At 60.5% G+C, this 24163-nt stretch carries 7 protein-coding genes; 6 read left to right on the plus strand and 1 reads right to left on the minus strand.

The genetic code is table 11. From position 1 onward, the window contains the following. Positions 1-32: 32 nt before the first annotated feature. Positions 33-554 (minus strand): RNA polymerase sigma factor, encoded by a 522-nt coding sequence (locus ACKPCU_RS17555; RefSeq protein ID WP_321348688.1) that lies wholly within the window; start codon positions 552-554, stop codon positions 33-35. Between the two features lie 358 nt (positions 555-912). Between ACKPCU_RS17555 and ACKPCU_RS17560 the strand changes: the two genes are divergently transcribed. The 6 genes from ACKPCU_RS17560 to ACKPCU_RS17585 all read left to right on the plus strand — a co-directional run bounded on the left by ACKPCU_RS17560 (position 913) and on the right by ACKPCU_RS17585 (position 24140). Beyond that, on the plus strand, positions 913-1896 hold the full coding sequence (locus ACKPCU_RS17560; protein WP_321348690.1) for a helix-turn-helix domain-containing protein: 984 nt from the start codon (positions 913-915) through the stop codon (positions 1894-1896). 111 nt (positions 1897-2007) lie between these two features. Further along, positions 2008-3669 (plus strand): ShlB/FhaC/HecB family hemolysin secretion/activation protein, encoded by a 1662-nt coding sequence (locus ACKPCU_RS17565; RefSeq protein WP_321348692.1) that lies wholly within the window; start codon positions 2008-2010, stop codon positions 3667-3669. A gap of 60 nt (positions 3670-3729) precedes the next feature. Next, positions 3730-8637, plus strand: a complete 4908-nt coding sequence (locus ACKPCU_RS17570; protein WP_321348694.1) for a beta strand repeat-containing protein — start codon at positions 3730-3732, stop codon at positions 8635-8637. Between the two features lie 78 nt (positions 8638-8715). Then, positions 8716-13557, plus strand: a complete 4842-nt coding sequence (locus tag ACKPCU_RS17575; protein ID WP_321348696.1) for a beta strand repeat-containing protein — start codon at positions 8716-8718, stop codon at positions 13555-13557. Between the two features lie 78 nt (positions 13558-13635). Beyond that, on the plus strand, positions 13636-18978 hold the full coding sequence (locus ACKPCU_RS17580; RefSeq protein WP_321348697.1) for a beta strand repeat-containing protein: 5343 nt from the start codon (positions 13636-13638) through the stop codon (positions 18976-18978). A gap of 80 nt (positions 18979-19058) precedes the next feature. Beyond that, entirely contained in the window at positions 19059-24140 is a 5082-nt protein-coding gene (locus tag ACKPCU_RS17585) for a beta strand repeat-containing protein (protein WP_321348699.1), read from the plus strand. Positions 24141-24163: the final 23 nt, after the last annotated feature.

Raw genomic sequence — 24163 nt, forward strand, 5'->3', positions numbered from 1 at the left:
TCTGGCGGAACACGGCCTCAAGCGAAAGCCACTCATTCCGGCGGAGAAAGACGTTCGATGAGCGTGATGCAGATCGCCATGATCAGCTTCAGCTCTTTCTGCACCGTACTGGCGGACACTCCAAGCTCATCGGCAATCTGCGCCGCGCCTTTGCCATGCAATCGACTGAGAATGAAAATCCGCTGCTGGCGTTCGCTCAGTTGCTCAACGGCCGTCCCCAACCGCTGCAACAGCCGCACCGCGTGCAGACTGTCCTCGCTTGAAGAGGCCGGCGCAGGTACCGCCTCGACCACCTCATGAGGCACATCATCCAGCATGGTGCGCGACTGCATACGCTCACGGCGCAGGTGGTCCAGCGCCAGGTTACGACCGGTTTGAAAGAGAAAGGGCTCAAGGTACTCGATAGGTTGGTCACGCTGACTGCGCGCCACTCGTATATACGTCTCCTGCACCAGCTCCTCAGCGATGCTGGCATTTTTCACCATCTTCAGCAGCGTGCGCAGCAACGGTGCGCGCTGACAGATAAAAACGCGATCTAGATTGGAACTGGTCACTGGCAAGCTCGATTCGCAGACTACGCGCCAATGATAATCATTTTTATTAACGACGAACAGCATCAAAACCACGCCGCCCGGCGCAGTCGGGTCGGCAGGCCAGACTGCCTGCCGCTATCGCTGCCTCAAGCGCGAACCAGCGTCATTGCAGCGGTAGCATTGTTACTGTAAATCGATACCAAGACAGCCCGCGCACGAGCGGCCACGCCAGGGTTATAATCCCCCAGCAGGCGTAATCATCCGTACACAGCCGTGCGTACAAAAACAAAGCAGTCCCTAGTCGCAGAAGCGGGTTTGACACTAAATTCCAACCAGGAAAAGCGCTACTCTGCGACTCAGGAAGAGGTCGACTCGCAACATGGCTTACATCACATTTTCTACTGCAGATTATCCGCTGACAGAGCGCCTTGAGGCCTCCCAGGATATCTACGCGGCGATGGCCAATATTGATGTCTCGCTGCCCCGCGGCAAAGCGCCAGAGATAGAGACCCGCATTCGCCTGCTGCCCGGCATCTCTATCGCGCTGGTGAAGACTTCGCCCCTTACCGTCAAGCGTCGCTCACGGCAGATTCAGGACGGCAACGATGACTTCGCCCTCCTGCTGAACCCGGCCGGGCGAGCGGCCTGGCGCTCTGAGCTGGAAGGCGTTGGTGAGGTGGAGTGTGGCCCAGGCGCGGGCTGTTTTGGCTTTAATGATCGCCCCGGCACCATCGAGTTTCAGGGCAGTCAAACCTACATGTTGAATATCTGCTTCTCGCGCTCACTGCTCGGCCCGCTGGTTGGCGATATCGAACGTACCAGCAAGTCACCACGGCTTGCCCCGGAAACGTTTGCCCATCTGACCCAGTGTGCGATCGAGCTGGTTCAGGCACCGGGGCAGGAAGATCACAACATCCTCGCCGACACCAACCGACTGCTGGATCTTGCTGCGCTCTCGGTGGGCGCGCCGCGTGACATTGAAATCACGGCACGACATCGCGGTCTTAAGCAGGCCCGACTGCGAGCGGTGAAAGCAGACCTGCGCATCAGTGCAAGGCACGGCGACGCCTCCCTGAGCTGGCTGGCAAAGCGGCACGGAGTATCACCCAGCTATATTCGCGCCATGTTCGAACAAGACGGTCAGAGTTTTACCGACTACGTACTGGAGCTGCGCCTGGAGCGGGTATTTCAGTGCCTGCGCAGCCCCGCCCATGCCCATAAAAAGGTGGCAGAAATCGTCTATGATGCCGGCTTCAATAACCCATCCTGGTTCTACCGAGCCTTCAAGCGCCGCTTTGGCCTGGCACCCAGCGAAGTACGTGAAGTCGCCAGGGCTCAACACCCTGTCGTAGAGCCCCGCTAAAGCCCTCTTCAATTCAATGTTGTGGCGCTGAGTGGAAGCCGCCACGATAGCCCATTGCTACCCTCCCCCCTTTGCAAATAACACAAAGCGTAACTAGGGATGGGAGACACCGTGAACAAACTGGCCGCCGTATCCAGTCTGCAGGCCCTTGGCCTGATTTCCTGCCTTGTAGCAGCCCCGCTGCAGGCCGCCGAAACCGCCGGTGGCGCACTGCGCGACCTGGAAACCCGCCCACTGGGCCTGCCACCTGAGCCACCGACCGATACCCCCACGCTGACGCCGCCACCGGCAACTGAGCAGAGCACCGGCGGCCAGGCCGTCGACATCCTGGGCTTTCGCTTCACGGGCAACACCGCGTTCAGCGATGAGCAACTGGCTGCCGTGCTACTTGATCTGTCCGGCCAGGGCCTCACCCTCGGCCAGTTGCAGCAGGCGGCCGACCGCATCACAGCCTGGTATCGCCAGCATGACTGGTTGCTCGCCCGCGCCATCCTTCCACCGCAGGAAATCGATGACGGCTATCTGACGATTCAGATCGTTGAAGGCAAATACGACCAGGTTCGACTCAACAACCAGAGCGAGCTGCCGGACCGCCTTTTGCAAAACGCCACCCGCGGCCTGAAAGCCGGTGATGGCGTGCGCGCCGGCGCACTGGAAAACGCCTTGATGAGCCTCGATGCGCTGCCCGCCAGCCAGGTCAACTCGCGCCTGTCTCGCGGTGAGCAAGTCGGTACCAGCGCATTGGACATTGACGTAAACGACCTGCCTGCACTGAGCGGGCAACTGTCGCTCGACAATTATGGCAACACCTACAACGGCGAATACCGACTGACCGGTGGCCTCACCGTCGCCAATCCCTTCGGTCTGGGTGACAGCCTGCAACTGCAGGCGCTGGTCTCCGACGGCGACCAAAAATACCTGAGCACCCAGTACGAACTGCCAGTCGGCCCGTGGAACACCCGCGTCGGCCTCAGCCTGTCCTGGCTGGAATACGAACTGGGCAAAGACTTCGACAGCCTCAACGCCAAGGGCAAAGCAGCCACCGGCAGCGTGTTTGCCAGCCAGAACTGGTGGCAGCAACGGCGCTGGGGCGTATCCAGCCGCATCGAATGGCGCTACCGCGATCTGGAAGATGAGCAGCTTGGTGTCGCCAGCGAGAAAACCCTGCGCAGCGTCACCCTTGATCTGGTCAACGGCTACTGGCGTGATGACCTGCTGGGCGGCAGCGCCAACAGCTATCGCCTGAGCTGGACCCACGGCGAGCTGTCGATGGACAGCCCCTACGCTGTCGCATCCGACTTTTACGGCACCGAAGGCCGCTACCACAAGGTCAACCTGGCCGTGCTGCGTCAGCAGCGCCTCAGCCCGCGCTTCACCCTGAACATGAATTTCCGCGGTCAACTGGCCGACGGCAACCTCGACTCCGTTGAGAAGATGAGCCTCGGCGGTGCCTACGGCATCCGTGCCTTCCCGCAAGGCGAAGCCTCCGGCGACGAGGGCTGGCTGGCCAGTACCGAACTGCGCTACGCCCTTAGCAGCCAGTGGCAACTGGGTGCCTTCCTGGAAGCAGGTGAAATCACCTACAACAAGGACCCGCTAGCGATCGGTGATCGTCACCGCAACCTCAAGGGCGCAGGGGTTTCTGCCTACTGGCAGCCACATCATCAATGGCAGATCAGCGCCACCGCAGCCACCTCGCTGGATGGCGAAGAGGCCGCCAGTGATGAACCGGAAGACGTTTACCTCTGGGGTCAGGTGCAGTGGATGTTCTAGGTCCACTGCCTGCCAACACGCGGTAAACAGCACACACCAGCCGCCAGAAAGGAATCCGCCATGACCCGCACACGCCCCAACTTCGCCCCCACCGCCCTGGCCATCGCCGTCAGTCTGAGTGCAGCCCACCTGCACGCCGCCGACCTACCCGCCGGCGGCAACATCGTCGGCGGCTCCGGCAGCATCAGTCAGGATGGCAACAGCCTGAACGTGCAGCAGAACAGCGACAAGCTGATCACCAATTGGGACAGCTTCGATATTGGTGCGGGTAATACGGTCAACTTCTACCAGCCGGGCAGCAACTCGGTGGCGTTGAACCGGGTGATTGGTGAAGACGCCTCGGCGATCTACGGCAACCTCAACGCCAACGGCAAGGTCTTTCTGGTCAACCCCAACGGGGTGTTGTTTGGTCAGGGTGCGGCTGTCAACGTGGGGGCGCTGGTGGCCTCAACCCTCAGCCTCAGTGATGAAGACTTTAACGACGGCAATTACCAGTTCAGCGGTGACGGCAATAACGCCGCCGTGATCAACCGCGGCCGCATCACTGCCGACGGCGGCGCGGTCGCCCTGCTCGGCGGGCAGGTCAGCAACCACGGCATTATCCAAGCCAATCAGGGCACCGTGGCGCTGGCCGCCGGCGACCAGATCACCCTGGACTTTGCCGGTGATGGCCTGCTGAACGTCACCGTCGATGAAGGCACCCTGAATGCGCTGGTAGAGAACCACCAACTGGTTCGCGCCAACGGCGGCCAGGTGGTGATGACTGCCGACGCCACCAATGCCCTGCTGCAAACCGTGGTCAACAACACCGGCATCATTGAAGCGCAAACGCTGGAAAACCAGAGCGGCACCATTGTGCTCAAGGGCGGCTTTAACGGCGGCACGGTCAACGTAGCCGGCACACTGGATGCCTCAGCCCCGGACAGCGGCGACGGCGGTTTTATAGACACCTCCGGCGCCCACGTCAAGATTGCCGACGGCACTCGGGTCACCACCAAAGCCAACAACGGCACCACCGGCGAATGGCTGATCGACCCGACCGATTTCACCATCAACGCCGGCAGCGACGCCCTGACTGACAGCGGCATTGGTGCTGCTACCCTCAGCGCCAATCTGGAAAACAACAACGTTACCCTGGCCACCGTCGACGGCGGCACCGAAGCCGGTGATATGTACGTCAACGGCGCAGTGAGCTGGAACGCCGACCACACCCTCAGCCTGAACGCCCACAACAACATCCATATCAATGAAGCCATCACCGCCACCAACGGCGGCCTGACCCTCAACGCCGGTGGCAATATCAGCGCTGACGGCGCGGTGAACGTCGGCACCTTTAACCTGCAACGCGGTGCCTGGAGCCAGTTGGGCAGCAATCTTGCGGATTTCACAGCCAAGGACTTCCGTCTCAATACCGCCAATGCCCGCTTCCTGCGCGCCACCGGCGGTGACGGTAGCGAGGGCAACGCCTACCAGATTGTTGATCTCTACGGCCTGCAGGGCATCGCCTCACGCAGCCTGTTAAGCAGCCACTTCGCGCTGAGCAACGATATCGACGCCAGCGGCACCACCAACTGGAATGGTGGTGCGGGCTTTGTGCCTATTGGGAACGGGACTAACAATTACACCGGCAGCTTTGATGGCCAGGGTCATGTTATCAATGGCCTTGCCATCAACAACACTGCCACGACCACCCAGCACTGGGGGCTGTTCGGGGTCAATAGCGGAACCATCCGGGACATTGGGCTCGCGGGGGGAGGCGTCACGGTCCGCGGCAACAATAGTTATTACTATGCCGGGGCGCTGGCAGGGTACAACTACGGCACCATTTCAAATGCCTACGCTACCGGAAACGTCTCGGCGCGAAGCACCGGATCTGCCAGCGCTTACGCAGGCGGCCTTGTGGGATACAACAGCGGTAGCATTAACAACGCCTATGCAACCGGAGAAGTGACAACAAATGCGAACCGTTACAGTAAGCTCTTCTTAGGCGGTCTGGTGGGAGCCAATGGCACGACAGGCACCATTACCAATGCCCATGCAACTGGACACACCAAGACCAATGCGAGCGGTGATAATATTCAAACATACATTGGCGGTCTTGTCGGAAGCAACGCTGGGGCGATCACTAACGCTCATGCTGCCGGCGCAGTGATCAGCACAAATGCTGGCAATTATAATCGTCGTTTCGCGGGCGGTCTCGTGGGAAGCAACTCTGGTGTAATCACCAATGCCTATGCTACTGGTGCTACGACATCTACCACAGGCGGCATCTATGCGACCCACTGGGTCGGTGGCCTCGTGGGACACAACAGCGGCACGCTCACTAACGTTTACGCAACCGGAGACACAGAAGGCGAAGCTGGGACCGACGGCACCTCCTATGCCGGGGGGCTTGCGGGATACAACAGCGGCGCGATCATCAACGCTTATGCAACCGGTAACGTGACGGCAAGCGGAGAAAATAAGTATCGGGAAGCCGTCGCAGGGGGCTTGGTCGGGAAAAATGCCGGCATATTGCAAAACACCTACGCAACCGGAAATGTAGCAGCGGGCGGGGGGCGTGAAGTCCCCACCTATGTCGGCGGCCTGGTAGGAATCAACGAAAACGCCGGCACAATCAGCAACACTTACGCAACCGGTGTCGTGACGGCGTCATCAGATGGGCCTGAATACGTGGGGGGGCTGATAGGATATAACCACGCCTCTGGCACGCTCACTGACTCCTACTGGGTTACCCACACCTCAGGTACGACAACCGGGGTCGGCAATGAGCCATCTCCTTCTGGAGTAACCGGCCTCACCACCGCGCAGATGTTCGATGCCGCCAACTTCAGCGGCTTCGATTTTGCTGGCACCTGGGCCAATGCCGACAATCAGACCACCCCCTACCTGCGCGATCTGGCCGGCAACCGGGTGTTCAATAAAAACGACCTGCCCACCGGCACCATCGACGCCACTAACCGCCCGGCGCTCTACACCGTGATCCAGAATGCCGAGCAGCTGCAGGCCATGCGCGACAATCTCGCGGCCAACTACCTGCTGGGCAACCACATTGATGCCAGCGCAACCGTCAATTGGAATGACGGTGCGGGGTTTGATCCGCTGGGCGTATCGAATAACAGCTTCAGCGGTCAATTGGACGGCATGGGATACATCGTCGACGGGCTGACCATTCAGCGTGCGGACCAGCTCGGAGTGGGGCTGTTTGGCTACACGACAGCCGACAGCCAGATCCGTAACCTTGGGCTGAGCAACGTCAACATTCAGGGCCAGTCTTTTGTCGGCGCTCTGGTTGGCAAAAGCCTTGGACTCCTTGATGGTGTCTTTGCCACCGGCCGCGTGCGTGGTGACTTTGTGGTTGGCGGCCTGGCCGGCTCAAGCCAGGGCAAGATTACTGAAAGCTACGCCGCAACGGATATTGAAGCATTCTCCATCGCCGGTGGTCTGATCGGCTCGCAAGGCCCGGGCATCTACGACTCGGCCAGTCAGACACGCGGCACCAGCAGCGTCGACTACAGCTACGCCACCGGCACTATCAAGGTCACCGTTGATCCCGCATCGGGGTCCGCTGGCGGGCTGGTGGGTATGCTGGATGGGGCCATCCGCAACAGTTACAGCACAGTCATCATCAACGACACCTTAGCCGGGCTGATTGGCAGCTGGACGCAAGGCGTGCTCGCCGATGTGTATTACGCCAACACCGACCCCGACGGCACCTCGCTGGATGCCGTTGGTTTTAACTATGGAGGCCGAAGCTGGGCCGAGATGACCCAACTGGACACCTTCAGCACCTGGGGCAACGACATCGATGCCGAGGGCGGCACCGGCAGTATCTGGCGTATCTACGAAGGCCATACCGGGCCGTTGCTGCGTCGTTTCCTGACGGTTCTGGAAGTAACCGGCGAAGACACTGTCACTACCTATGATGGCACCGAGCAAAGCGGCAGCTGGAGCGCCACTGGCGAGTACGACGCTGAGCGCATTTACGGTCAACCCGCCCGCGGCAAGAATGCCGGTTCCTACACCCTCGACATGGACAACCTGTACTCCGATCAACAGGGCTACGACCTTATCACCAACGGTGGCGGCACCCTGACCATTAACAAGGCCCAAGCCACCGTCACCGCCAACAGCGGTACCACTACCTACAACGGCACCGAGCAAAGCGTTAGTGGCTTTACTGTTGATGGGCTGGTTAACGGCGAAGAACAAAGCGTACTGACTGGCGTGACCACCAGCGGCGGCAAGGGCACCAATGCCGGCAGCTACACGCTGACCGCCAGCGGCGCTGACGGCAACTACGAGCTGACCTTCGTCGACGGCACCCTGACCATCGAACGCAAGGCTATCACCGGCAGCATCACCGCCGACGGCAAGACCTACGACGGCAGCACCTACGCCAACACCCACGGCACCCTGGACGGCGTAATCAGCGGCGATGATCTGCAGTTCAACACCACCGGCGCCTTCGCTGACAAGCACGTCGGCACCGGCAAGCAGGTCACCGTCAGCGGCTCACTCGGTGGCGGTGATGCGAGCAACTATGTGCTCACCACCAACAGCAGCACCACGGCCAATATCGACCGCAAGACCATCACCGCCGATGTCCGCGCCCTGGACAAACTGTTCGACGGCTCCCTCGCGGCAACCCTCGAAGGCGTGCTCAACGGCACCATCAGTGGTGATGACGTTGCGCTGCAGCTCAGCGGTGTGTTCGCCAGCCTCAAGCCGGGCGAGAACCGCGTTCTGGTGGATGCCTCACTGACCGGTGCTGACGCAGGCAACTACCAACTGGTCGCCCCGGACTCGGTAACTGCCAACATGCGGGGCTTTGTGCAGAGCGCTGATTACCAGTCCGCTATCGACAGTCAGCCACAAGAGCAGCGCGGACTCAGTGCACCGAACGACACCGGCTATCAGCTAGACGTCGACGACGATGCCCTGCATCTGCCCATGGCCAGCCGCTAAACCTGCATGACCTTTATGACTTACTGAATAGCGCCGCTGCACCTCGCAGCGGACGGTTAAACACCAAAGGTGCTTCACATGATCCGTTCGGCCAACCAACCTCGTTTTGCCCCCACCGCCCTCGCGGTCGCCATCAGCCTGATCTCGGTCAGTCTGCACGCCGCAGAGCTACCCACCGGCGGCAATATCGTCGGCGGCTCCGGCAGCATCAGTCAGGATGGCAACAGCCTGAACGTGCAGCAGAACAGCGACAAGCTGATCACCAATTGGGACAGCTTCGATATTGGTGCGGGTAATACGGTCAACTTCTACCAGCCGGGCAGCAACTCGGTAGCGCTGAATCGCGTGATTGGTGAAGACGCCTCGGCGATCTACGGCAACCTCAACGCCAACGGCAAGGTCTTTCTGGTCAACCCCAACGGCGTACTGTTCGGCGAGGGTGCCGCGGTCAACGTCGGTGCGCTGGTGGCCTCAACCCTGAGCCTGTCTGACCAGGACTTTAACGACGGCAATTACCAGTTTCAGGGTGACGGCAACAACGCCGCAGTGATCAACCACGGCAGCCTCAATGCCGAGCAGGGCGCAGTCGCCCTGCTGGGTGGACAAGTCAGTAACCACGGCATTATCCAAGCCAATCAGGGCACGGTGGCGCTGGCGGCTGGCGACAAAATCACCCTGGACTTTGCCGGTGATGGCCTGCTGAACGTGACCGTGGATGAAGGCACCCTGAATGCACTGGTGGAGAACCACCAGCTGGTTCGCGCCAACGGCGGCCAAGTCATCATGACCGCCAACGCCACCAACGCCCTGCTGCAAACCGTGGTCAACAACACCGGCATCGTCGAAGCACAAACCCTGGACAACCAGAGCGGCACCATTGTGCTCAAGGGTGGTTTTAGCGGCGGCACCGTCAATGTCGCCGGCACGCTGGATGCCTCTGCCCCGGACAGCGGCGACGGCGGCTTTATCGACACCTCCGGCGCCCACGTCAAAATCGCCGGTGGCACCCAGGTCACTACCAAGGCCAACAACGGCAGCACCGGCGAATGGCTGATCGACCCGACCGACTTCACCATCAACGCCGGCAGCGACGCCCTGACCGACAGCGGCATTGGTGCTGCTACCCTCAGCGCCAATCTGGAAGACAGCAACATCAGACTGGCGACTGTCGATGGCGGTACAGAAAACGGCGATATCTACGTTGATGCCGCCGTTACCTGGAATGCCGACACCACGCTGACGCTGAACGCTCATAACGACATCAACATCAACGCCGCCATCACCGCCCAAGGTGCAAACGGCAAAGTCGCCTTGCAATACGGCCAAGCCACTACCGATGGCGGCACGGCGGACTACCACATCAACGCCCCCATCAATCTGCAAAGCGGCAACAACTTCACCACCCAAAAAGGCTCGACCGGCAGTGTAATCAACTACATCGTGGTCAACGATGCTGCGGCGCTGCAAGCCATGAACAGCGACTTGGCTGCCAACTACGCTGTGGGCAGTAATATTGACCTGGGCAGTATCAGCAATTGGCAGCCAGTGGGTGGAAGTGATCGATTCACAGGCACGTTCAACGGCCTGGGCCACACTCTCAGTAACCTCACCATCGACCGCAGTAGTACGGATTTTGTTGGCTTGTTCGGCGCTACCGCCAGCGCCAGCGTGGTCCGCGATATCGGGCTGGTGGGTGGCAGCGTCTCCGGCCGTGACCATGTCGGCGGGCTGGTGGGAGTCAACTCAGGCATCATCAGCAACGCCTATGCCACCGGCAGCGTTGAGGGCTATGCAAGAATCGGCGGGCTGGTCGGATTCAACCAATCGGGAACCATCAGCAACGTCTATGCCACCGGCAGTGTTAAGGGTGGTGACAGAGTCGGCGGGCTGGCCGGAGACAACGAAGCGGGAACAATCACCAACGCTTATGCCACCGGCAGCGTTGAGAGCACCAGACTCGTCGGCGGGCTGGTCGGAATCAACGAAGCGGGAACCATCAGCAGCGCCTATGCCACCGGCAGCGTTAAGGGCAGTTCTTTCATCGTTGGCGGGCTGGTCGGAGTCAACAAAGGAACCATCAGCAACGCCTATGCCACCGGCAGTGTAGAGGGTACCAGCTCAGTTGGCGGGCTGGTCGGATTCAACGAATCGGGAACCATTAGCAACGCCTATGCCACCGGCAGCGTTAAGGGCAGTGACGACATCGGCGGGCTGGCCGGATACAACTATTTGGCAACCATCAGCAACGCCTATGCCACCGGCAGCGTTAAGGGCAGTGGCAACGTCGGAGGGCTGGTTGGAAGCAATAAAGATGGCGGCACCGTCACCAACAGCTACTGGAACACCGAAACCAGCGGCCAGGCCAGTGCGGTAGGTGACGGCAGCGGTGACGGCACCACCAGCCTCACCACCGCGCAGATGTTCGATGCCGCCAACTTCACCGGCTTTGACTTTGCTGGCACCTGGGCCAATGCCGACAATCAGACCACCCCATACCTGCGCGATCTGGCCGGCAACCGGGTGTTCAATAAAAACGACCTGCCCGCCGGCACCCTCGACACCACCAACCGACCGGCGCTCTATACCGTGATCCAAAACGTCGAGCAGCTGCAGGCCATGCGCAATAACCTGTCAGCGAATTATCTGCTCGGCAACCATATCGACGCCTCCGCTACCGCCAGTTGGAATGGTGGCGCAGGGTTTGTGCCCGTTGGGCACGGGACTAACAATTACACCGGCAACTTTGATGGCCTTAGCTATAGCATCAACGGCCTTACCATCAACCGCCCAAGTACGAGTTACGTCGGCCTATTTGGGTCGATATTCGGTGGCCAGATCAGCAATGTTGGGCTGACTAACGCCGTTATCATCGGGCGCGACTACGTTGGCGGACCGGCTGGCTACTTCAATTCTGGATATATCAGGGAGAGCTATGTAACCGGTCGGGTCAGCGGAAGACGGAATGTTGGTGGTCTAGCCGGCTACTTAGAAGGTTCACTCAGACAAAGCTACAGTACAGCTGATGTAACCGGTAGTGATTCGTATATCGGCGGGCTGATCGGAAACCTTGGCATTTTCGGCGAGGTTAAAGAGAGCTACGCCACAGGATCAGTCAGCGGCACCACACACCTGATTGGCGGGGTAATCGGTTCTAATGGAAGTTACTATCTAGTCAGTAATACCTACTGGAACACCGATACAAGCGGCCAGGCCAACGCGGTGGGTATAGGCAGCAGCGCTGGAATCACCGGCCTCACCACCGCACAAATGCTGCAAGCCGACAGTTTCGCTGGCTGGGATATTGATGCACAGGGCGGCACGGGCACGGTCTGGCGTATCTACGAAGGTTATACCGCCCCGCTGCTGCGTCACTTTTTGACCGCCCTTGAGGTCACCGGCGACACCACAACGACGACCTACAACGGTACCGAGCAGGCCGGCACTTGGAGTGCCACCGGCGCGTACGATACTGACCGTATCTTTGGTCAGGTAGGCGGCGGGCGTAACGCTGGCACCTACAACATCGACATGAGCGGCCTGTACTCCGACCAGCAAGGCTACGACCTGATCATCACAGATGGCGGCACCCTGACCATCAACAAAGCCCAGGCCACCGTTACCGCCAACAGCGGCACCACCACCTATAACGGTAGCGAGCAGAGCGTCAGTGGCTTTACCGTCGACGGGCTGGTTAACGGCGAGGATGCCAGTGTACTCAGTGGCGTCAGCACTAGCGGCGGTAAAGGCACCAACGCCGGCAGCTATACGCTGACCGCCAGCGGCGCCGACGGCAACTACGAGCTGACCTTTGTCGACGGCACCCTGACCATCAACAAAGCCCAGGCCACCGTTACCGCCAACAGCGGCACCACCACCTACAACGGCACCGAACAGAGCGTGAGCGGTTTTACCGTCGAGGGGCTGGTTAACGGCGAAGATGCCAGTGTACTCAGTGGCGTTAGCACCAGCGGCGGCAAGGGCACCAATGCCGGTAGCTACACGCTGACCGCCAGTGGCACCGACGGCAACTACGAGCTGACCTTTGTCGATGGCACCCTCACCATCAACAAGGCCCAGGCCACCGTGACGGCCAACAGCGGCACGACTACCTATAACGGCACCGAGCAGAGCGTCAGCGGCTTTACTGTCGATGGTTTGGTTAACGGCGAAGATCAAAGCGTACTCACCGGCGTCACCACCAGCGGCGGTAAGGGCACCAACGCCGGCAGCTACACGCTGACCGCCAGCGGCAGCGATGGCAACTACGAGCTGAGCTTTGTCGACGGCACCCTCACCATCAACAAGGCCCAGGCCACCGTCACTGCCAACAGCGGCACCGCTACCTACAACGGCACCGAGCAAAGCGTCAGTGGCTTTACTGTTGATGGGCTGGTTAACGGCGAAGACCAAAGCGTACTGACTGGCGTGACCACCAGCGGTGGCAAAGGCACCAACACCGGCACCTACACGCTGACTGCCAGCGGCGCTGACGGCAACTACGAGCTGACCTTTGTCGACGGTGCCCTGACCATCGACCGCAAAACCATCACCGCCGATGTCCGCGCCCTGGACAAACTGTTCGACGGCTCCCTCGCGGCAACCCTCGAAGGCGTGCTCAACGGCACCATCAGTGGTGATGACGTTGCGCTGCAGCTCAGCGGTTTGTTCGCCAGCCTCAAGCCGGGCGAGAACCGCGTTCTGGTGGATGCCTCACTGACCGGTGATGACGCAGGCAACTACCAACTGGTCGCCCCGGACTCGGTAACTGCCAACATGCGGGGCTTTGTGCAGACCGATGACATCCAGTCAGCCCTCGTTAGTCAGCCACAAGAGCAGCGCGGACTCAGTGCACCGAACGACACCGGCTATCAGCTCGACGTCGACGACGATGCCCTGCATCTGCCCATGGCCAGCCGCTAAACCTGCCTGACCTCTATGACTTACGGAATAGCGCCGCTGCGCCTCGCAGCGGCCGGTTAAACACCAAAGGGATTTCACATGAGCTGTTCATCCAAACGCCCCAACTTCGCCCCCACCGCCCTGGCCATCGCCATCAGCCTGAGCGCCGCCCACCTGCACGCCGCCGACCTGCCCACCGGCGGTAACATCGTCGGCGGCTCCGGCAGCATCAGCCAGGATGGCAACAGCCTGAACGTGCAGCAGAACAGTGACAGGCTGATCACCAACTGGGACAGCTTCGATATTGGTGCGGGTAATACGGTCAACTTCTACCAGCCGGGCAGCAACTCGGTGGCGTTGAACCGGGTGATTGGTGAAGACGCCTCGGCGATTTACGGCAACCTCAATGCCAACGGCAAGGTCTTTCTGGTCAACCCCAACGGCGTGCTGTTCGGCGAGGGTGCGGCGGTCAACGTCGGTGCGCTGGTGGCCTCAACCCTGAGCCTGTCTGACCAGGACTTTAACGACGGCAATTACCAGTTTCAGGGTGACGGCAACAACGCCGCAGTGATCAACCGCGGCAGCATCACTGCCGACGGCGGCGCGGTCGCCCTGCTCGGCGGGCAGGTCAGTAACCACGGCATTATCCAAGCCAATCAGGGCACGGTGGCGCTGGCGGCTGGCGACAAAATCACCCTGGACTTTGCCGGTGACGGCCTGCTCAACGTGACCGTCGATGAAGGCACAATCGACGCGCTGGTCGAGAACCACCAACTGGTTCGCGCCAACGGCGGCCAGGTGGTGATGACCGCCAACGCCACCAACGCCCTGCTGCAAACGGTGGTCAACAACACCGGGGTGATTGAGGCGCAAACCCTGGACAACCAGAGCGGCACCATCGTGCTCAAGGGCGGTTTTAACGGCGGCACGGTCAATGTGGCCGGCACGCTGGACGCCTCTGCCCCGGACAGCGGCGACGGTGGTTTTATCGACACCTCCGGCGCCCACGTCAAAATCGCTGGCGGCACCCAGGTCACTAGCAAGGCCAACAACGGCAGCACTGGCGAATGGCTGATCGACCCGACCGACTTCACCATCAGCGCCGGCAGCGACGCCCTGACCGACAGCGGCATTGGTGCCGACACCCTCAGCGCCAATCTGGAAGACAACAACGTTACTCTAGCCACCGTCGACGACGGCACCGAGCCCGGCGATATGTACGTCAACGGCGCAGTGAGCTGGAGCGCCGACCACACCCTCAGCCTGAACGCCCACAACGACATTCACATCAATGAAGCCATCACCGCCACCAACGGCGGCCTGACCCTCGACGCCGGTGGCAATATCAGCGCTGACGGCGCGGTCAACGTCGGCACCTTTAACCTGCAAAGCGGTGACTGGACCCAGCTGGGCGCTACGCTGGCTGACTTTTCTGCTCGGGACTTTCGCCTTAATACAGCTAACGCCAGCTTTATTCGTGCGCTTGGCGGCGACGGCACAGCATCGAGTCCGTATCAACTGACGGACATCTACGGGGTGCAGGGCTTCGCTTCCCATTCCCTACTGGATAGCCACCTTGTGCTGGTCAACGATATTGACGCCAGCGGCACCGCGAACTGGAATGCCGGAGCGGGCTACTTGCCAATTGGCACTCTGGGGACCTACTTCACGGGCTCGCTGGATGGGCAAGACCATGTGATCGACGGGCTCACGATTTATCGACGCTACTCGAATAACATCGGACTATTCGGTGCCACTTCCAACAGTGCAATCAGCAACATCGGGCTGACCAACGTCTCCATCGACGGCAACGGTTACGTCGCAGGGATAGTCGGCTATGGCTACAACGGCGGGACGCCGCTGTCAGCGACTGGCGAGATCAGCAACAGTTATGTCACCGGGACCGTGACCGGCCGCTATACGAGGGTGGCCGGATTGGCTGGTCACTTCAGCGGCACCATCCGTGATAGCTACTTCACCGGCTCCCTCGCAGGCACCGCCGGCGAGTACAAAGGCGGGCTGGTCGGTTCACTTACCGGTAACATCCACAACAGCTACGCAACGGCGGACGTCGTCGGCGATGGCCCCTACGTTGGCGGACTCGTCGGAGGCATGACCGGATCAATCTACACAAGCCTTGCTACCGGCAACGTCAGTAGTTCTGGGCCCTGGACTGACAGCACCGGCGGGTTGGTGGGCAGTATCTTTGGTTCGATCTACGACAGCTATGCCACCGGCAATGTCAGCGGAGCAACAGCAGTTGGCGGACTCGTCGGCCAAATCAGCTATGGCGGGATCAACAGAAGCTACGCAACCGGCAACGTGACAGGCGATGCCATCGTGGGCGCGTTGATTGGCAGAAATAACGGCTATTACATTAGCAATAGCTACTGGAACAGCGATACCAACAGCGCTGCCACAGCCAGTGGCGCTGGCGTCAACAGCGGCGCGACTGGGCTGACTACCGCACAGATGTTCGACGCCAGCAACTTTGAAGGCTTTGATTTTGACGGCGTCTGGGCCAATGCCGACAATCAGACCACACCCTACCTGCGAGCGCTGGCCGGCAACCGGGTGTTCAATAAAAACGACCTGCCCACCGGCACCATCGACGCCACTAACCGCCCGGCGCTCTATACCGTCATCCAGAACGTCGAGCAGCTGCAGGCCATGCGCGACGACGTTACGGCCAACTACCTGCTTGGCAACCATATCGACGCCTCCGCTACCGCGAGTTGGAACGGTGGAGCGGGGTTTGTGCCCGTTGGGGACGGCTCTAACCACTACACCGGCGACTTCGACGGCCTTGGCTATAGCATCAACGGCCTGAACATCAACCGCCCCGATACATATAACGTTGGCCTGTTTGGGAGAAGCGTTGGTGGCCAGATCAGCAATGTCGGGCTGACTAACGCCGCTATCACCGGGCGCGATTGGGTTGGCGGGCTTGTCGGCTACCTTAACGGGTCTATCAGGCAGAGCTATATCACCGGTCGGGTCGGCGGAAGACAGCTAGTCGGCGGTCTGGTCGGCCTTTCACATGGTTCAGTCAAACAAAGCTACAGTTCGGCTAATGTAACCGGTCGTGTTGCAAGTGTTGGCGGGCTGGTCGGATACCTGGGTGAGAGCGGCAGAATTGAAGAGAGCTACGCCACAGGACAAGTCAGCGGCTCCTCAATCTTTGGAGCAGGGGGGTTAATAGGTGATTTGTACGGTGTTTTGGTCAATACCTATTGGAACACCGAGACAAGCGGCGCAACCAGCGCAGTAGGCGGTAATAAAAGAAGCGTAACTGGCGCCACCGGCCTGACCACCGCACAAATGCTGCAAGCCGACAGCTTCGCTGGCTGGGATATTGATGCACAGGGCGGCACGGGCACGGTCTGGCGTATCTACGAAGGTTATACCGCCCCGCTGCTGCGTCACTTTTTGACCGCCCTTGAAGTCACCGGCGACACCACAACGACTACCTACAACGGTACCGAGCAGACCGGCGGCTGGAGCACCACGGGCGAGTACGATGCTGACCGTATCTTTGGCCAGGCCAGCGGCGGCGGGCGTAACGCCGGCACCTACAACATCGATATGAGAGGCCTGCACTCCGATCAACAGGGCTATGACCTGATCACCACCGACGGCACCCTGACCATTAATAAGGCCCAGGCCACCGTCACCGCCAACAGCGGCACCACCACCTATAACGGCACCGAGCAGAGCGTCAGTGGCTTTACTGTCGAGGGGCTGGTCAACGGCGAGGATGCCAGTGTACTCAGCGGTGTCACCACCAGCGGCGGCAAGGGCACCAACGCCGGCACCTACACGCTGACCGCCAGCGGCAGCGACGGCAACTACGAGCTGACCTTTGTCGACGGCGCACTGACCATCAACAAGGCGCAGGCCACCGTCACCGCCAATAGCGGTACCACTACCTATAACGGCACCGAGCAGAGCGCCAGCGGCTTCACTGTCGATGGTTTGGTTAACGGCGAAGATCAAAGCGTACTCACCGGCGTCACCACCAGCGGCGGTAAGGGCACCAACGCCGGTAGCTACACGCTGACTGCCAGTGGCAGCGACGGCAACTACGAGCTGAGCTTTGTCGACGGCACCCTCACCATCAACAAGGCCCAGGCCACCGTCACTGCCAACAGCGGTACCACGACCTACAACGGCACCGAGCAAAGCGTCAGCGGCTTTACTGTCGATGGGCTGGTTAACGGCGAGGATGCCAGTGTGCTCACCGGCGTGACCACCAGCGGCGGCAAGGGCACCAACGCCGGCACCTACACGCTGACTGCCAGCGGCGCTGACGGCAACTACGAGCTGACCTTTGTCGACGGCACCCTGACCATCAACAAAGCCCAGGCCACCGTTACCGCCAACAGCGGTACCACGACCTACAACGGCACCGAGCAGAGCGTCAGCGGCTTTACTGTCGACGGGCTGGTTAACGGCGAGGATGCCAGTGTGCTCAGTGGTGTCACCACCAGCGGCGGTAAAGGCACCAATGCCGGTAGCTACACGCTGACTGCCAGCGGCGCTGACGGCAACTACGAGCTGACCTTTGTCGACGGCACTCTGACCATCAACAAAGCGCAGGCCACCGTCACCGCCAACAGCGGTACCACGACCTACAACGGCACCGAGCAGAGCGTCAGCGGCTTTACTGTCGACGGATTGGTTAACGGCGAAGAGGCTAGTGTGCTCACCGGCGTCACCACCAGCGGCGGCAAGGGCACCAACGCCGGCACCTACACGCTGACTGCCAGCGGCAGCGACGGCAACTACGAGCTGACCTTTGTCGACGGCACTCTGACCATCAACAAAGCGCAGGCCACCGTCACCGCCAACAGCGGTACCACGACCTACAACGGCACCGAGCAAAGCGTCAGCGGCTTTACTGTCGACGGGTTGGTCAACGGCGAGGATGCCAGTGTGCTCAGCGGCGTGACCACCAACGGCGGCAAGGGCACCAACGCTGGCACCTACGTCTTGACCGCCAGCGGCAGCGACGGCAATTACGAGCTGACCTTTGTCGACGGTGCCCTGACCATCGACCGCAAAACCATCACCGCCGACATCCGCGCCCTGGACAAGCTGTTCGACGGCTCCCTGGCCGCGACGCTGGAAGGCGTGCTCAACGGCACCATCAGCGGCGATGACGTTGCGCTACAGCTCAGCGGTTTGTTCGCCAGCCTCATGCCGGGCGAGAACCGTGTGCTGGTGGATGCCTCACTGACCGGCGCTGACGCGGGCAACTACCAACTGGTCGCCCCGGACTCGGTAACTGCCAGCCTGCTGGGCTTTGCCCAGACCGATGACATCCAGTCAGCCCTCGTTAGCCAGCCACCAGAGCAGCGCGGACTCAGTGCGCCGGGCGACACGGGCTATCAGCTTGATGTCGACGACGATGCCCTGCATCTGCCCATGGCCAGCCGCTAAACCTAGCTGATACGTCCAAGCCTTACCGGAAAGCGCCGCTGCGCCTCGCAGCGGCCGGTTAAACACCAAAGGGATTTCACATGAGCTGTTCATCCAAACGCCCCAACTTCGCCCCCACCGCCCTGGCCATCGCCATCAGCCTGAGCGCCGCCCACCTGCACGCCGCCGACCTACCGACCGGCGGCAATATCGTCGGCGGCTCCGGCAGCATCAGCCAGGATGGCAACAGCCTGAACGTGCAGCAGAACAGCGACAAGCTGATCACCAATTGGGACAGTTTCGATATTGGTGCGGGTAATACGGTCAACTTCTACCAGCCGGGCAGCAACTCGGTGGCGTTGAACCGGGTGATTGGTGAAGACGCCTCGGCGATTTACGGCAACCTCAATGCCAACGGCAAGGTCTTTCTGGTCAACCCCAACGGCGTGCTGTTCGGCGAGGGTGCGGCGGTCAACGTCGGTGCGCTGGTGGCCTCAACCCTGAGCCTGTCTGACCAGGACTTTAACGACGGCAATTACCAGTTTCAGGGTGACGGCAACAACGCCGCAGTCATCAACCGCGGCAGCATCACTGCCGACGGCGGCGCGGTCGCCCTGCTCGGCGGGCAGGTCAGTAACCACGGCATTATCCAAGCCAATCAGGGCACGGTGGCGCTGGCGGCTGGCGACAAAATCACCCTGGACTTTGCCGGCGATGGCCTGCTGAACGTTACCGTGGATGAAGGCACCCTGAATGCACTGGTGGAGAACCACCAACTGGTTCGTGCCAACGGCGGTCATGTGGTGATGACCGCCAACGCCACCAACGCCCTGCTGCAAACGGTGGTCAACAACACCGGGGTGATTGAGGCGCAAACCCTGGACAACCAGAGCGGCACCATTGTGCTCAAGGGCGGCTTTAACGGCGGCACGGTGAATGTAGCCGGCACACTGGATGCCTCAGCCCCGGACAGCGGCGACGGCGGCTTTATCGACACCTCCGGCGCCCACGTCAAGATTGCCGATGGCACACGGGTCACCACCAAAGCCAACAACGGCAGCACCGGCGAATGGCTGGTCGACCCCACTGATTTTTACATTACTGACAGCAGTGACCCACAAACCGACAGCGGCATTGGTGCTGCAACCCTTAGCGCCAATCTGGAAGACAGCAATGTCACCTTGGCGACTGTCGACGACGGCACCGAAGCCGGTGATATGTACGTCAACGGCGCAGTGAGCTGGAACGCCGACCACACCCTCAGCCTGAACGCCCACAACGACATCCATATCAACCAGGCCATCACCTCCAGCAACGGCGGCCTGACCCTCAACGCCGGTGGCAATATCAGCGCTGACGGCGCGGTGAACGTCGGCACCTTTAATCTGCAAAGCGGTTCTTGGAGCCAGTTGGGCGCAACACTGCCAGCGTTTTACGCACGTGACTTCCAAATGGACGTAACGGACGACTTACACCGGGGGAAAGCATACTTTCTTCGCTCAATTGGCGGCGACGGCTCCAAGAACAATCCGTACCAGCTAACCGATATTTTTGGTCTACAGGGTGTCACATCTCGCCTTTTGATAGACAAGAGCTTCACTCTCGCTAACGATATCGATGCGAGTGGAACAGTCAACTGGGCTGGCGGTGCCGGCTTTGTGCCAATAGGTGGCCAATACAACAGATTCTCGGCCAACTTCTCCGGTCAGGGCCACATCATTCGGGATCTCCACATTTTTCGGCCCACTTCGGCACACGTAGGATTATTCGGTGTAACCGATAAAGACTCAGCCATCCATGGCGTGGGACTGGTGGATGTGAACATAGTCGGGCGAACACTTGTCGGCGCTCTCGCTGGGTACAGTGGCTCTGACTTCTACCAGTCCTATGCAACTGGCACGGTCAGCGGGCGAGGCGATACCGTCGGTGGCCTGATTGGGCAAGCGGCGTTTGCGCCAATCATCCGTGACTCTTGGGCCGACGTCACCGTTAGCGCCACCGGCAGTGAAGTCGGCGGGTTGGCAGGGCGAGTTAACGCTGGTGACATCAGAAACTCATTCGCATTGGGTGATGTGACAGGCCAAAATTGGGTTGGCGGCCTGGTAGGGACAACCGGTTCTAAAATCTACGGAACCTATGCCGCCGGCAAGGTGACAGGCTGGAATGGCGTAGGAGGGCTGCTTGGTGGTTTTTCTGGAGGCAACCCCGGTCAGTATGACCTCGCCAACTCCTATGCCACCGGTGATGTCGTCGGTTCTGGTAACTCGATTGGCGGCCTGATCGGCTGGAACTCATTAAAGGTCACTAATATCTATGCGACCGGGAATGTAGTCGGCGACACCTATGTCGGGGGCCTGGTCGGCCAACATAGCGAGCGATTTTTTAATCCATTGAGCATCAATGCCGGCTACGCCACCGGCACCGTCCAGGCCAACACCAGCGACGTCGGTGCTCTGGTGGGCAAGAGTGATGCGGCCATCACCGTATCCTTTTTCAATCAAGACAAAAACCCGCTATTGGCTGGCGTCGGATCGGGCTCCAGTGACGGCACGACCAGTCTGACGACTGCCCAAATGATGGATCTCGACAGCTTCAGCACCGCCTGGGGCTCAACGATCGACGCCGATGGCGGGACCGGCAGCGTATGGCGAATCTACGATGGCTCCACTACCCCGCTGCTGCGCAGCTTTTTGACACCACTTACCATTGACGGCGGCAATACCACGGTCACCTACAACGGGTTGGTGCAGACCGGACAGTGGACGGCCAGCGCCGAGTACGACGCCGATCTGCTCTTGGGCAATGAGATCGTTGGCAAGAAAAATGTCGGTAGCTATGAGCTGGATCTAGGGGGGCTTTACTCCAGCCAGCAGGGCTATGACCTGGTTGTCAGCAATGGCACTCTGACCATCAACAAGGCGCAGGCCACCGTCACCGCCAACAGCGGTACCACCACCTATAACGGCACCGAGCAAAGCGTCAGTGGCTTTACTGTTGACGGCCTAGTCAACGGTGAAGATGAAAGCGTGGTGACCGGTGTCACCACCAGCGGCGGCAAGGGTACCAACGCCGGTAGCTATGTGCTCACGGTCAGCGGCGGCAGCGCCGATAACTACGAGCTGACCTATGTCGACGGCACCCTGGCCATCAACAAGGCGCAAGCCACCGTGACGGCCAACAGCGGCACCACCACCTATAACGGCACCGAGCAGAGTGTCAGTGGCTTTACTGTTGATGGGCTGGTTAACGGTGAAGATGAAAGCGTGGTGACCGGTGTCACCACCAGCGGCGGCAAAGGCACCAACGCCGGTAGCTATGTCTTCACGGTCGGTGGCGGCAATGCCGATAACTACGAGCTGACCTTTGTCGACGGCGCCCTCACCATCAACAAGGCGCAAGCCACCGTGACGGCCAACAGCGGCACCACCACCTATAACGGCACAGAGCAGAGCATCAGTGGCTTTACCGTCGACGGCCTGGTCAACGGCGAAGATCAAAGCGTGGTGACCGGCGTCAATACCAGTGGAGGCAAGGGCACCAACGCCGGTAGCTATGTGCTCAAGGTCGGCGGTGGCAGCGCCGACAACTACGAGCTGACCTATGTCGACGGCACCCTGACCATCAATAAGGCTCAAGCCACCGTCACCGCCAACAGCGGCACCACCACCTATAACGGTACCGAACAAAGCGTCAGCGGCTTTACCGTCGATGGGCTGGTTAACGGTGAAAATGAAAGCGTACTGACTGGCGTGACCACCAGTGGTGGCAAGGGCACCAACGCCGGTAGTTATGTGCTCACGGTCGGTGGCGGCAGCGCCGATAACTACGAGCTGACCTTTGTCGACGGCACCCTGACCATCAACAAGGCCCAGGCCACCGTCACCGCCAACAGCAGTACCACGACCTACAACGGCACCGAGCAGAGCGTCAGCGGCTTTACTGTCGACGGATTGGTCAACGGCGAAGAGGCCAGTGTACTCACCGGCATCACCACCAGCGGCGGTAAAGGCACCAACGCCGGCAGCTATACGCTGACCGCCAGCGGCGCCGACGGCAACTACGAGCTGACCTTTGTCGACGGCACCCTGACCATCAACAAAGCCCAGGCCACCGTCACCGCCAACAGCGGCACCACCACCTACAACGGCACCGAACAGAGCGTCAGCGGCTTTACTGTCGACGGATTGGTCAACGGCGAAGAGGCCAGTGTACTCAGTGGCGTCACCACCAGCGGCGGCAAAGGCACCAACGCCGGCAACTACGTGTTAACCGCCCGCGGCACCGACGGCAATTACGAGCTGAGCTTTGTCGACGGCAAACTGACCATCAACAAGGCCCAGGCCACCGTCACCGCCAACAGCGGCACCACCACCTACAACGGCACCGAACAGAGCGTGAGCGGTTTTACCGTCGAGGGGCTGGTTAACGGCGAAGAGGCTAGTGTGCTCACCGGCGTCACCACCAGCGGCGGCAAGGGCACCAACGCCGGCACCTACACGCTGACTGCCAGCGGCGCTGACGGCAACTACGAGCTGACCTTTGTCGACGGCACTCTGACCATCAACAAAGCGCAGGCCACCGTCACCGCCAACAGCGGTACCACGACCTACAACGGCACCGAGCAAAGCGTCAGCGGCTTTACTGTCGACGGGTTGGTCAACGGCGAAGAGGCTAGTGTGCTCACCGGTGTCACCACCAGCGGCGGCACGGGCACCAACGCTGGCACCTACGTATTGACCGCCAGCGGCAGCGACGGCAATTACGAGCTGACCTTTGTCGACGGTGCCCTGACCATCGACCGCAAAACCATCACCGCCGACATCCGCGCCCTGGACAAGCTGTTCGACGGCTCCCTGGCCGCGACGCTGGAAGGCGTGCTCAACGGCACCATCAGCGGCGATGACGTTGCGCTGCAGCTCAGCGGTCTGTTCGCCAGCCTCAAGCCGGGCGAGAACCGCGTTCTGGTGGATGCCTCACTGACCGGCGCTGACGCAGGCAACTACCAACTGGTCGCCCCGGACTCGGTAACTGCCAGCCTGCTGGGCTTTGCCCAGACCGATGACATCCAGTCAGCCCTCGTTAGTCAGCCACCAGAGCAGCGCGGACTCAGTGCGCCGGGCGACACGGGCTATCAGCTTGACGTCGACGACGATGCCCTGCATCTGCCCATGGCCAGCCGCTGAGATGGCTTGATTGAAACGCCGCT

This window comes from Halopseudomonas oceani (genome assembly GCF_963677335.1).
Classification (GTDB): Bacteria; Pseudomonadota; Gammaproteobacteria; order Pseudomonadales; family Pseudomonadaceae; genus Halopseudomonas; species Halopseudomonas oceani.

Coding starts and splice junctions, on each gene's coding strand:
- ACKPCU_RS17560 (WP_321348690.1), top strand. CDS start 913: ATGGCTTACATCACATTTTCTACTGCAGATTATCCGCTGACAGAGCGC.
- ACKPCU_RS17570 (WP_321348694.1), top strand. CDS start 3,730: ATGACCCGCACACGCCCCAACTTCGCCCCCACCGCCCTGGCCATCGCC.
- ACKPCU_RS17575 (WP_321348696.1), top strand. CDS start 8,716: ATGATCCGTTCGGCCAACCAACCTCGTTTTGCCCCCACCGCCCTCGCG.
- ACKPCU_RS17580 (WP_321348697.1), top strand. CDS start 13,636: ATGAGCTGTTCATCCAAACGCCCCAACTTCGCCCCCACCGCCCTGGCC.
- ACKPCU_RS17585 (WP_321348699.1), top strand. CDS start 19,059: ATGAGCTGTTCATCCAAACGCCCCAACTTCGCCCCCACCGCCCTGGCC.